The 12,692-nt window shown below is 50.8% G+C and carries 9 protein-coding genes; 5 read left to right on the top strand and 4 right to left on the bottom strand.

Annotated features, from left to right (window positions below; translation table 11 throughout):
• Positions 1-28: 28 nt before the first annotated feature.
• Both QZN53_RS08840 and QZN53_RS08835 read right to left on the bottom strand, forming a co-directional pair.
• A complete protein-coding gene (locus QZN53_RS08840; RefSeq protein ID WP_205428132.1) occupies positions 29-1,501 on the bottom strand; it encodes a hypothetical protein in 1,473 nt (490 codons plus the stop codon).
• A 125-nt stretch (positions 1,502-1,626) separates the two neighbouring features.
• Positions 1,627-2,742, bottom strand: a complete 1,116-nt coding sequence (locus tag QZN53_RS08835) for an adenosylhomocysteinase (protein WP_163438645.1) — start codon at positions 2,740-2,742, stop codon at positions 1,627-1,629.
• Positions 2,743-2,853: 111 nt separating this feature from the next.
• On the opposite strand from QZN53_RS08835, the gene trxA reads away from it, so the two are divergent.
• The 5 genes from trxA (at position 2,854) to QZN53_RS08810 (ending at position 7,433) form a co-directional block, all read left to right on the top strand.
• The gene (gene trxA / locus QZN53_RS08830) at positions 2,854-3,165 is read left to right on the top strand and encodes a thioredoxin (protein WP_163438644.1); all 312 of its coding nucleotides are present in this window, start codon (positions 2,854-2,856) and stop codon (positions 3,163-3,165) included.
• A gap of 74 nt (positions 3,166-3,239) precedes the next feature.
• A complete protein-coding gene (locus tag QZN53_RS08825) occupies positions 3,240-3,911 on the top strand; it encodes a Crp/Fnr family transcriptional regulator (protein WP_163438643.1) in 672 nt (223 codons plus the stop codon).
• 148 nt (positions 3,912-4,059) lie between these two features.
• Positions 4,060-5,514, top strand: a complete 1,455-nt coding sequence (cysS, locus tag QZN53_RS08820; protein ID WP_163438642.1) for a cysteine--tRNA ligase — start codon at positions 4,060-4,062, stop codon at positions 5,512-5,514.
• Positions 5,515-5,580: 66 nt separating this feature from the next.
• On the top strand, positions 5,581-6,237 hold the full coding sequence (locus tag QZN53_RS08815) for an MBL fold metallo-hydrolase (protein WP_163438641.1): 657 nt from the start codon (positions 5,581-5,583) through the stop codon (positions 6,235-6,237).
• Positions 6,237-7,433 (top strand): acyltransferase, encoded by a 1,197-nt coding sequence (locus tag QZN53_RS08810; RefSeq protein ID WP_163438640.1) that lies wholly within the window; start codon positions 6,237-6,239, stop codon positions 7,431-7,433. Before QZN53_RS08815 ends, QZN53_RS08810 begins: the two co-directional genes overlap by 1 nt.
• 16 nt (positions 7,434-7,449) lie before the next feature.
• Here QZN53_RS08810 and QZN53_RS08805 read toward each other — a convergent pair whose 3' ends face one another.
• Together QZN53_RS08805 and QZN53_RS08800 are read right to left on the bottom strand one after the other, a co-directional pair.
• Positions 7,450-10,107, bottom strand: coding sequence for an FISUMP domain-containing protein (locus QZN53_RS08805; protein WP_163438639.1), 2,658 nt, complete (start codon positions 10,105-10,107; stop codon positions 7,450-7,452).
• Between the two features lie 29 nt (positions 10,108-10,136).
• Positions 10,137-12,689, bottom strand: a complete 2,553-nt coding sequence (locus QZN53_RS08800; RefSeq protein ID WP_163438638.1) for an FISUMP domain-containing protein — start codon at positions 12,687-12,689, stop codon at positions 10,137-10,139.
• Positions 12,690-12,692 lie beyond the last annotated feature (3 nt).

Genomic DNA, 12,692 nt, shown 5'->3' with positions numbered 1-12,692 from the left:
CATTAAGGTCCGAAAAAGGAGGCACCGACTAGAAGTAGATGAAGCCGCCGAAACTTACGAACACGCCTTCACCATTGAAGATGGACTTGGTGTCGGTAAAGAACTTGTCACCGAAGGCAAATTCGCAGGCAGCCCAGTCCTTGTACTGGTAACGGAAACCGACTGTCGCCTGAACCTTATCGGCCACGCTTTCGAGCACCTTGTAGTCGCCGGATTCCATGTTTTCACCCTTGGTGTAAGACACGGCTTCCCACTGGTAAGCGGCTTCACCAAAGAGCATGACCGATTCACCCAGAAGAACTTCGCCCACCACGTTCGGCGTAAGCGCAAGACCCACATGGGTCATGTTCTTTTTGGCGGATGCCCCGCTGGTGGTGTCGCGGACAATGTATTCATCCTGGATAATGGTAGGAACCGCAGCGTTCAAGCCGAGCAAGAGTCTTGCATGTTCCGACTGGAGTGCGGGAGTACCGTAGTTGAAGAACGGAACGACACCGATATAGGAGTCCGGATTTTCGTTCTTGAGGGAACCAGCCACTTCCATTTCATTGATGTGGCGGGTAAAGTTCACACCGGCAGACCAGAAATGCTTACGGGCAGACGGGCCATCGGTAACCACGAGGGTCGCGGTAAGATCGCGATAGCGTTCTTCGGTGGTAGGCGCACGCGGAGCCTTAGGATCCGTGTCGGTTTCTTCGGCAACGGTTATCCAGTCGCCGCCCAAGGTGACGACATAGCCGCCGAGCATTTGAGACAAAGTAACACCGAAGTCATTTCCGTTATATGAAACCTTCTGTTCGACGTTGTCGTTGTCGAAGTAGCGTTTGCCGACACCGGCACGGATTTCGGCACCGAAACTACCGTTGGTGTAACCGAGGGTTGCACGGCCCACATCGCCCGAGATATCCATGGCGCCAAAGAAGTTTCCGAGCGAAACAACACCGCGTTCGCCAGCGGGTTCAATATAGAAGAACTTCTGTCCGTAGAACTTGGTCAAGCGACGGTCCAAAAGAAGGTCGACGTTGTCGCCAGCGGCTTCGTTCAAGACAGTATTGTAAGCGCTTCCGTGAATGACGGTAAAAGGCGTTTTGGGCGGGCCCATGCGCACGCCTTCGGGAGCACCTTGCGGACCCTGGGGGGCATCAGACGAAGCAGCAACCTGTTCGGGTTCTGCAGGCTTCGCGGTTTCTGCGGGGGCAGCAGGGGCGGGTTCTTGTGCCGGCTGAGGAACAGGTTCAGCGACAGGCTTGAACTCTTCGGCCGGAACAGCAGATTCGGCAACAGGTTGTTCTGCAGCAGGAGCGCCTTCGGCAACAGGAGCGGCAGCTTCTGTAGGAGCTTGGGCTTCAGCGGCAGGTGCTGCTGCAGGCTGGGCTTCTGCAGCCGGAGCGGTTTCAGCAGGAGCGGCCTGTTGGGCAGGGGCTGCTGCAGGGGCAGCTTCTTGTGCCATGGCGAAAGCAGCCGACACGAGAGCCATTGCAAATGTTTTCTTCAGATTCATACAACCTCGTTTGTTTACTTTCTTTTGCAATTATACCTTAAAAAAGCAAAAAAAGCAAGAATTTATTTACAAAGGTTGAACTTTTTACATAGAATGCAAGCATACAGCCCGCTTCTGCACTGCGATTAGCGCATCATGTCGCAGATTTCAGGGCCAATCGCCCCGTTCTGGATAGTCGTTACCAACAAACGTTGTTCGATTTCGCTGGGCGGGTCCTGCACGCCCTTGAAGGGGCAAACCTCTTCGGCGCATTCTTGCAGCAGGCGTTCACCCAAGGCCGCATGCAGCGCGAGACTTGTATCGATATACTTGAGGTGCGTAGGTTCATCCAGCACAAAATTCAGGGGAGACTTTCTGTTCAGAACTCTTGTATCGGGAACAAGTTCACCGAATTCGTCTTCGACACCCATATTCGCGACCACCGCCTTGACGTTTGAAATTATCGCCGACACGGCAGATAAGGTCAACGCATTCTTGCGTCCCGTCGCAGTCACCACAAAATCAGCGTGGGCGATCACGTCAGCCACCCTATCGTCGTCCAGGTAATCCTCGATTTGCACTTCGTTGTTCAACAGGACTCTGCTGAAATTCGAGTTGGAATCTTCGTTACGGGTGTTGGTGATGGTGCAGACATTCATGCCGCGGCGCACACCGTGCAAAGCAATACCGCAACCAACCTTGCCGCTACCAAAAACGACCAGGGACTTTTGTTCCAAATCGGTATGGCCAAGCGATTCCAGCGCGCGGAAATAGCCATCGCCTGTACCGAGCACGGTTTCGATGCGTTTGACGATTCCGCTATCGGCGACATACACCGGGTGTTCCGAATTCGTATAGAACTGTACTCCACTGCGGGTGAGTTCCACAAAGCCCTTTTTCGGGTGGCAAAAAGCAAACTGACCGGCACAATCTAGAACCAGGTCAAAGTCATCGGCGACTTTACCGCTCTTGATGTCTTCGTCAGTCACCACGGGGATTTCTTTTTCCTTGATCAATTCGACGATTTTCTTGTCGCAAGGCATGGCCGCCCCCGACGATCCAACGGAATAACCCACATACAGGTCTGCCCCGCCAGCCATCAGCGCGCGGTATTCTACCAGCGTATTCCTGAAAATCGGTGTCGCCACCAAGACCTTACATCCCCAAAACGGGCGCGTCTGCAGCCATTCATCCGAAAGCTGGGCCAGCGCCGGATATTCCCTCGGTTCGTAAGATTCCTTAATGATCTCGGAAAAAATCATGGCGCCGAATTTAGAAAATTTTTCGGGTAATGTGACCTAGTCACAGATAAGCGGGCGCACATTAGGTAAAATATAGGTGTAAACAAGAATAAAAACAAAGAGAGGTAAAAAATGACCGAAATGAACATCACCAAGAGCAACTTTGAAGCAGAAGTCATGAACTCCGACAAGCCTGTTCTGATTGACTTTTGGGCACCCTGGTGCGGGCCCTGCCGCATGCTTTCGCCCACCATCTCCGAAATCGCCGAAGAACATGGCGACAAGGTGAAGGTTTGCAAGGTAAACGTGGACGAACAGGGTGAACTGGCGTCTTTCTTTGGCGTCATGAGCATCCCTACGCTCGTGGTCATCAAGGAAGGTAAAATCGTCAACTCCGTAGTCGGGGTTCGCCCGAAAGACCAGATTGTAAACATGTTCAACTAAACACTTGATCCTATAAGCTGTCCTCCTTAAGGCGATGCACCTTTTTTGTATATTGCAAGGAAGGTGCATCTTTTATGAGCTTAGGTCCATTCAGTCACTTCCTTCCGAATCTGCCCTTTTGGCAGAATCTTTCGCCCGAAGAAAAGGCGATGGTTTCGGACCGTTGCGTTACAAAGCGCTTCGGCAAGAACCAGATGATTCACAACAGCAAGACCTCTTGCCTCGGGATCATCTTTATTCTGAGCGGAGGAATTCGCGTAGGGCTCATTTCTGACGAAGGTCGTGAAATCACCCTGTACCGCGCCCACGCCAACGAGTTTTGTGTGTCGACGGCATCCTGCGTGATCCACCAGCTGACCTTTGAGACCTTGGTCACCGCCGAAGAAGACACGACCGTATTGGTGATTCCGGCATCGCTGTGCGCCAAGTTGATGGATTCGAACGTCCACGTGAAAGCTTTTGTCTTCGAAAAAGAGACCGAGCGTTATTCGCAGACCATTTGGGCCATTCAACTCATGCTTTTCAAAAGGTTCGACCAGCGTCTGGCCTCTTACCTGATTTCGGCTTACGAAACCGGCGGCAAGGACGAAATCAAGAAAACGCAGGAAGAAATCGCCCGCGACGTGAATTCTGCCCGCGAAGTGGTAGCCCGCATGCTCCAGGAATTCGCCGCCAAGGGCCTCGTCGAAATCAAGAGGGGCAGAATCCTGCTCCGCGACATCGACGGACTAAAGAAAATCCTGTAAAATAATTCTATAATGGCACTCCTTCGGAGTGCAAGATAGGCGCCTCAGCCATGTCAAAACAAAAATTGTTTTGCCGCGGCATTCAGCTTTTACTATCTTTGGCCGCGTTGACGCAAGTTGCGCCGCATTAACTAACCGGAGGCTTAAAATGGCACTTCAATTCTACAACACTGCATCGCGTAAGAAAGAGATTTTCACACTTCCTGAAGGCGTTCCCGCCGTGCGCATGTACTGTTGCGGCCCGACGGTGTACCATTTCGCCCACATTGGCAACCTCCGCACCTACATTTTCGAAGACTTTCTGGTGCGTACGCTGAACTACTACGGCTACAAGGTGAACCACATCGTGAACATCACCGACGTGGGCCACTTGACCAGCGACGCCGACTCCGGCGACGACAAAATGGAAAAGGGCGCCGCCCGCGAAGGCAAGTCCGTGTGGGATATCGCTAAGTTCTATACCGACGCTTTCATGGCCGACTGGCACCGCCTCAACATCCAGGAACCGACCCGCTGGACTCCCGCCACGCAGCACATCCAGGAACAGATTGACCTGGTGAAGACCCTCGAAGAAAAGGGTTACACCTACCGCACATCCGACGGCATCTACTTCGATAGCCTCAAGTTTCCGCGCTACGCCGACTTTGCCCGCCTCGACGTGGAAAACCTGCGCAAAGGTAGCCGCATCGACATGGGCGAAAAGAAGAACGCCACCGACTTTGCCCTGTGGAAGTTCAGCCCGAAGGACAAGAAGCGCGCCATGGAATGGGACAGCCCGTGGGGCGTTGGTTTCCCTGGCTGGCACATTGAATGCTCCGCTATGGCCATGAAGTACAACGGCCCGACGCTCGACATTCACTGCGGTGGCACCGACCACATCCGCGTGCACCACACGAACGAAATTGCCCAGAGCGAATGCGCCAACGGCGTACAGTTCGCCCGTTTCTGGATGCACGGCGAATTCCTGCGCACCGCTAGCGAAGAAAAGCTGGAAGACGGCACCACCGAACAGAAATTCGGCAAGATGAGCAAGTCCAGCGGCGAATTCCTGACAGTTTCCCTGTTGATGGACCGCGGCTTCAACCCGCTCGACTACCGTTTCTTCGCCATCGGCAGCCACTACCGCAACTACCTGAACTTCACGTGGGAAGCTTTGGAAGGCGCCAAGGAAGGCCTGAAGAGCTTGCACAAGAAGACGGACCCGCTGATCGGTAAGGCAACCGCAATCACTAGCGAAGCTGCCAAGGCATTCCAGAATGAATTCAAGGACGCCATCGGCGATGACCTGAACATGCCCCGCGCCCTCGGTATCATGAACACGATGCTCAAGAGCGATATCGATGACGGCGAAAAGGCTGCCCTCGTGGCCGACTTCGACAAGATTTTTGGTTTGAAGCTCGACCAGCCTCGTGAAGAATATGCCAAGAAGGGTGCCAACGACGGCGTGGATGTCGCCAAGATCGAAGCGCTGATTGCCGCCCGTAAGGAAGCCCGCGCCAACAAGAACTGGGCCGAAAGTGACCGCATCCGCGACGAACTCGCCGCCATGAACGTGGTCATCAAGGACTCCAAGGAAGGCACGACTTGGGAAATCAAGGGTTAAGCCCGAACGTTTAACAACACTGAAGGTTCGCGAAATGCCGCGGGCCTTCTTTTTTATATTAACGATATGAATCTCAAACCCTTCGTCTTCAATTCCTTTGGTGTGAACGGTTTCGTTTTAAGTAACGACGCCGGCGACGCCATTCTGATTGACCCGAGCGCCGGAAGCGAGCAAGAGGAACAAGCCCTCGCCCGCTATATTGAGCAGAACGGTTTGACCGTGCGCCATCTCCTGAATACGCACCTGCACTTGGATCATGTGCTGGGTAACGCATTCATCGCCAACAAGTACGGCGTGCAGCCCGAAGCGCACGAAGAAGACGCATTCCTTTTGGACTTGCAAGAAGAACAGAGCCAGATGTACGGACTCCCGATGCGAGAGCCTTCGCCCGGACTCGGCAACTACCTTGCCGAGGGCGATGCCGTCGAGGTGCCCGGCATTCGCTTGCAGGTGATTCATGTGGCCGGGCACTCCCCCGGCGGCATCGCGTTTTACTGCGAAAACCCGGGCGAAGTGAATGGACAGAAGAATGTGCCGCCGCTTCTGTTCCCAGGCGACATCATGTTCGCGGGCAGTCGCGGACGTAGCGACTTGTTCGGCGGCGATGACCATGCGCTCGTCACAGGCATCAAGAGCAAACTGCTCACGCTCCCGAAAGAAACCGTCGTATTCCCCGGACACGGACCGATGACGACGATTGCCGATGAGAGGCGCTGGTATTAATGGGTCGAATCGGGTGGATTGACGAATTCAAGGGATTCGTGTTGTTGCTCGTATGCCTGTACCATGTGGAGCAATCTTTCTCATACGCGCAAATGGGCACACTTCATTTGAGTGCGCTCCGCATGTCGGCATTCTTCTTTATTTCGGGAATGCTTTTCAGCACCAGGCGCTTTCCTGATTTCAAAAGTTACCTTGTTCACAAAACCCGCGTCTTGCTCATTCCCTACATTCTGCTTTCGCTGTTGTTCTTGGCGCTAGACCCGGTAATTTACAACTTTGATCTTTTCCCGAAAGCGCCGCGCATGACGGTGATGAATATCCGTCCCGAAATTGCTGGCGTTTGGGATTACATCTACTGGAACTTGGCAAAGATTTTCATAGCTGGGAAATCTTCCATTGGGTCGGGGCCGCTGTGGTTCGTGTTCACGCTGTATTCAGTGAGCCTCATGTTTTACGGAGTGCAATGGGTTGCAATTCACTTTTTTTCGCAAACGAGAAAGGAGATGCCGCATCAAGTGCGGCATGACAATAAGAAGGCCGAGAAGACAGAGAGCGTAAGCAAATTGTTTATCGCAGTCTTCGCAATCATAAGCCTCGCAGGTGGTTGGTTCCTGTACAAGAACCACATTCGCTTGCCTCTCGGAATCGAGCGAGATTTGACGGTACTATTCTTTTTCGCCTGCGGATGGCTGAGCAAGGACCCCATTCGCAACACACTCTGTGGGAAAGGGAAAAAAGGCATTCCCTGGAGTCTTGCGGTCGCCACATCCTTCACGGCGTTCATTCTCTACGCCGCTTTCGAAGTTCCCGACCCGAATTTCAGCATCATGAACAACATCCTCGGAAAATCACTCCCGATATTCATCGCGAGTTCCTTCTTCGGCATCGCAGGCCTTGTAACCGCCTTTGTCGCAGCCGACAAGATTCCAAACATCGCCCCCATCCGAACAGTCAAAGGAATCCTGCGAAACATCTCGCGCAACGCACTCGTGATTCTCGCGGTCCACTGGTACATTCTGCTCGTGATGCGCCTGCTCTTCCGCAGCACATTCAACCAACCCGGCATCGCCTACTTATCCATCGCCATCGTAACGGCAGGAGTCATCGCCGCCATCCCGCTTTTCCGTTGCAAACTCTACAAGTTGCTCGGCAAGCAGCCCGCCAGCGTCCGCGAGAGTTTAAACATCAGAGATTAAAAGAGACGACCCGCGTTTACTTACCTACAATGCAACGGATGGTGTAAGCGTCTTCTTTCAGCGCTTCAACTTGGTAATTGACATTGAGCAACGTATCGACGTAAACAGCGCTTCCCGTACTCGTTGTCTTTCCCGCATCTGTCGTCCAATAATAAAGAGACATATAATCAGCCGAACCAACCAAAGGGTCGTTACCAAGCGGATAATAATCCATATCCATAAAGCCGTTTCTTCTTAGACCAAGGTTAAAATAATCTTTCCCCGTTCTACTCACTCGCCAATCATCATCAAGTAAAGAAACCACACCCTCGCCAGGATTCAAACTCTCCGCAAATTCAAAAAGCGTCTTCCAGTCCGCTTTGGACGGGATCCGAGTCCCATCGGGGCAAATATTTGCACCACCCAGAGCATCACTCCACACATAGTAAAACGAGTGATACATGTCTGGCTCAAATACATATGGGTTCTCTCTCATTTTATATCCATCGCTTCCATAAGCGCTCGTGGTCCAATATTGCAGATCTCGGTTCAACCATTTTTGCGTACCAAAAGTCAACACGCCATACACGGCTCCGTCACGCTTATCCGTGATGCTTTCGCGCACGATCGATTCCCAAAAATATCCCGTTATATTGTATTTGCCACATATTTCCGTATCTTTTCCATTATAGGCGTAAGTTCTTTCACGAACTGTGCTACATGAATTATAAATGCATACTGCCGTATCTACGCCATTAAACACGCGACGTCCAAGGTTGTCCTTATCGCACTTTCCTCTATAATCCTCAAATGTTCCAATAGTCCAAGTTTTCTTGGTCTTTGATTCGCTATCGACACGGCACACGTAAATGGTATCACTGTGTTTCACCGCTTTTCCCAAAATGGCCGTTCTGCAGTAATCGCCCAAGGCAGAATCAAGAGCCGTCATGGCATACCAGGCTCCATTACTCTTCAGGGCCGTCGTATCGCAAACGAACTCCCTGCCATTAAAAATCTTTTTTTCGCCTTTAGCGGAATTACAAGACCCAAGGACATCACTCTGTGCCGCCTCTTTCCAAGAGCCAGAACATTTATAGAATTTTCCGGAATTTTCTACGACAAATGAGGTATCCCTGCGGCAGTATCCCAGTGTTTTTTCCAATTCCGTCGCCTTTTGCCAACCATAGCCGCGGTCAGCTTCGCAATAGTAAATCGTATCGAGGTACACCCCTTTTGCGCCCACATTTTGCGTGGTGCAGAAACCGATTTCCCTACTCATTTTGTCATGTTGTTTCCACGTATTGTTGACACACTCATACTCGTTCGTTCCAATGAGGATTTTCAAGCCCTCCTTTTCACTAGTACAATTTCCAAGGACCAGGCTGTTATCCGCCTTATGCCAATTTTCATAATAGCATTCATAATAATAATGGTCCTTGGTCTCACGAAGCGAATCCTGCAACTTCGGTGTACAAGCGCCGAATTCGTCTTCAATCGCGGTCGTTCTTCTCCACGATTTATTGTAACAGATGTAACCTAAGTTCTTGTAAGATATAATTTGGTTTGTCTTAGCCGAATCGCACTTTCCGTAATAGTCTTCCAGTTCCGCCTTTCTCCACAAGAAGTCTTCGCAGACATAGGCGGTCGCGGAATCTATTTCGGCCATCTTGCCCTCGACCTTCGGGCTACAAAAGCCAAGTTCTGTCGCCGGGTACGTCAGTTTAACCATGCCGTTATCACCACAGGCGTAACGCACGTCGTTTACCACGTATTCTTCGTAGCGGTTGTCATCGTTACACTTGATATCCACATCGTCAATCGTCGTGAATTGCCAGCTACCATTCTTGCAAATGTACACGTAGCCCTTGATCAAGTACTTGTCCCCCGTCTCCTGTTCCCTGCAGGCTCTCTTGATGCTAGAAGAATACCACTTGCCACTGCTACAGTAATAATTCGAATCACGATCTACTACATAAATGCTGGCATAGTTGTTGTCGCTGTCCTCTTCACAGTCGGGCAAATCCGCCATGCGTTCCACAATGCTCCTATAACGAATGCAGCGCAGCGAATAGAATTCATTGTCTCGGACCATCTGACGTTCAAACAAGCCGGAGCGGTCCATCAACACGGCATAGCCATCGCTGGCAAGGTAACGTACGGAATCACCGATACCTGTACATTCCAAGGTATCGCGTTTGGTACAAATGCCCGCGTAGTCCGTCTTCGTCAGTTCCGCCTGCAGCAAGTTTTTCCAGTCTGAAACAGTCGGCAAGGTGTAACCCGTGGGGCAAACCTTTTCGGCATTGCTCGAGAGATACAGTCTTCCGTACGGGTTGCAATTGGAATCATCGTAAGCGTAGCAGGTGTTTCTTGCCACAGAGGATTTCACATTGATGTTCTGCTCGGTCCAGGTGTAAATTCCAACGGAATGTGTCGTAAAGGAGGTTCCCGTCGCAGAATCAACTTCAGAATCGTGGCTATGTTCCGTATTGCGGACATCCTTGGCGTCGGCATCGATAACCGTCACCGCACTCGACATCGCCCACGAGCTGGAGGAGCGGTCCCTAGCCAGAGAGCCAGATTCGCTAGATTCCGTTTCGTCCTCGGCAGCAGGCTTCGTAGAGCTGCTAGAATCGCCACCGCATGCCACCAGCGAGATGAACGCAGCCAAGAGCAGTGCAAAAATCATCGGCATATTGACCTCCTTAAGCCTCTGTAAAAAACCTAATCCAGAATGCAACGGACTCGATAAGCGTCCTTTTTCAAGCCGTATTTATTATAATGTACTTTAAATGAGCTATCGATTAGCAAAAAATTTGCCGTACTATCAGAAGTTTCACCATCCGAAACCCAGTAATAGGATTGTATACGATCCATCTGGTCACCATAACCAAACTCTGTGTCTTGAGCCGAAACAAAGTTTAAATACCCGGCACGTTTAAGATTCATTCCATACAAATCGTAGCCTCTATCGAGCGAATCGGCATCGGGATTCCATTCAAGCAAGACGCGTACACCGAGGCCAGGATTCAGGCTTTCGGCATAATCGAACAGAGTTTGCCATTCCGCCTTAGAAGGCACATGCGTTCCTGAAGGGCAAATAGTCGACAAATGTTCAAGGACATCTTTCCCCTTATAGTAAAAATCATCTCCAAGATCTCCTGAGAATTTTACCACCTGTCTCCCCTGCCAATCGGCCGCATAATCCGACGTATAATGCAAATCACGATTCATCCACTTTTGAGTTCCCAAAGAGACAACGCCGTACCTACCATAAGTATTGTTTTCGCGTGTATCAATCAAGCTGTCAAGAAGAATAGCCCTCCAGTAGCATTTACTCGAAGAGTAGCAGGTACACTGACTTGAGTCCAAGCCATTGAATGTGCGCAAGTAAGTATTCTTATCGCACCTTCCCATATAATCGAGCATGGTGCCGACTACCCAACTTTTTTCATATTTAGATTCCTTTCGGCACACATAAACGATGTTATCGTTAATCACGCTCGTATTCAAAATTGCTGTTCGACAATACCCGCCCAAGGCAGAATCTAGCGACGTCAGCCTAAACCAGCTGATACTGGCTGTCGTATCGCAAATGTATTCCTTGCCCAGGTACGTTTGCTTTATTCCAGTAGCAGACGTACATTTTCCCAGAACTTCGCTTTGCGTAACGGATTTCCAGGCACCCTTATCGCACTTATAATAAGAAGTCTTGCCTTCGGCAAAAAAGCTAGTGTCCTGGGGGCAATAGCCGACTTCCAGTTCAATGGTCGATGCATTGGTCCATCTATAACCATAGCTGGATTCATTCTTGCAGATATAGGTCGTAATGCCGTTCGGCGTAATGAGCGTCGGATCGCTGTATTCCGTCATCTCACCCAGGTTCTTGTCGGTGCAATAGCGGCCAATTCTCCTTTCCATGTCAGAGACTTCTTTCCAGCCGGTCGTCTTGCACAGGTAAGTTTTTCCCACGTAGCTAATCGAGTCCCCTAAATTTTGGGAGGAACATTCGCCTAGGGCTTCGTTCAGTTTCACTTCTTGCCAAGATCCGTCGACACACTTAAACTTGTATAGTGTCACAGTATCCAGCACCACTTTATCTTCTATGGATTCTTTGCAAACACCCACCTGCTTTTCCAGGGGAGTCATCGTATCCCAGCCCCAGCTTTTACGACATACGTAATCGGAAGACATAAACTGGACTACCTTCGAATAATTTTTTTCGTCGCAAATATAGACCACGTCTTCCGTCCGTGCAATCTTACCGTCATTCTCGGGGCGGCAAAGGCCAAATTCCGATTCAGGAAAGCCCAATCGAACCATTCCTTCCTTAACGCACGCATAACGCACGCCGTTCATGACATATTCTTCGTACAGGTTATCCTTACCGCACTCGGTATCGGTATCGAAAATGGTCGCCATATTCCATGTACCGTTCTTGCAAATATAGACCACCCCGTTCACCAGGTACTTTTGGCCTTCTTCGCCCGCCATGCAGGAATGGCTGCGGCTAGCGTCCGTCCACTTTCCCCTATAGCACGAATAGCTGGAATCCTTGTCTACCACGTAAACCGAGGGATAATTGTAGGAGCGGTCTTCGTCGCAATCGGGCAGTTCATACATCTTGTACACAATGCTGCGGTACTTCACGCAACGCAGAGAATAGAATCCGTTATCGGCACTGCGCAGGCCCGTTATGTTGCCGGAGTGTGTCAGCAATACGGCACTGTCGCCATAGGCAAGGTACATCGCGGAATCCTTGAGGCCCTCGCATTCCAGGGTATCGCGCTTGTAGCACACGCCGCCGTATACCAACGGGTTATCCGAGGCTCGTTCGAATCGATATTCCCAGTCGCTCACCGTCGGGAGCTTGAAGCCGCTCGGACACATATCCGATGCATTTTTCTGCATGTAAAGGCGCCCGTACACAGGGCAATTCTTGTCGTCATAGGCATAGCAGGTGCTCTTGACCGACATATCCTTGTCAACGATATTTTCATCAATCCAAGTGTAAATGCCGAGAGTCAATGTCTTGTAGGTCTTGCCCGTCAAAGTATCCTCGACTGTTCCCCGAGAAGGATTGTCATCATTGATATCGATTGCATCCTTGTCGACAACGCTCGTAGCACTCGTGATTTTATACGAGCTCGAGGAATTCGCATGTCCGCCGGAACTCAGCTCCTGATCTTCTTCAGCCGGTTTGGTGGAGCTTTTTGAATCGTCACCACACGCCGTAAGCGACAAAAGAACCGCAAATAACAAAACAAATATCGGCATACA

This window comes from uncultured Fibrobacter sp., from assembly GCF_900316465.1.
GTDB lineage: Bacteria > Fibrobacterota > Fibrobacteria > Fibrobacterales > Fibrobacteraceae > Fibrobacter.
This window is presented reverse-complemented; position numbering and strand designations above follow the sequence as displayed.

Bases quoted from the DNA above. Each gene is read 5' to 3' on its own strand.
- QZN53_RS08805 (WP_163438639.1), bottom strand. From the start codon at position 10,107: ATGCCGATGATTTTTGCACTGCTCTTGGCTGCGTTCATCTCGCTGGTG.
- QZN53_RS08835 (WP_163438645.1), bottom strand. From the start codon at position 2,742: ATGATTTTTTCCGAGATCATTAAGGAATCTTACGAACCGAGGGAATAT.
- QZN53_RS08815 (WP_163438641.1), top strand. From the start codon at position 5,581: ATGAATCTCAAACCCTTCGTCTTCAATTCCTTTGGTGTGAACGGTTTC.
- cysS (WP_163438642.1), top strand. From the start codon at position 4,060: ATGGCACTTCAATTCTACAACACTGCATCGCGTAAGAAAGAGATTTTC.
- trxA (WP_163438644.1), top strand. From the start codon at position 2,854: ATGACCGAAATGAACATCACCAAGAGCAACTTTGAAGCAGAAGTCATG.
- QZN53_RS08840 (WP_205428132.1), bottom strand. From the start codon at position 1,501: ATGAATCTGAAGAAAACATTTGCAATGGCTCTCGTGTCGGCTGCTTTC.
- QZN53_RS08800 (WP_163438638.1), bottom strand. From the start codon at position 12,689: ATGCCGATATTTGTTTTGTTATTTGCGGTTCTTTTGTCGCTTACGGCG.
- QZN53_RS08825 (WP_163438643.1), top strand. From the start codon at position 3,240: ATGAGCTTAGGTCCATTCAGTCACTTCCTTCCGAATCTGCCCTTTTGG.
- QZN53_RS08810 (WP_163438640.1), top strand. From the start codon at position 6,237: ATGGGTCGAATCGGGTGGATTGACGAATTCAAGGGATTCGTGTTGTTG.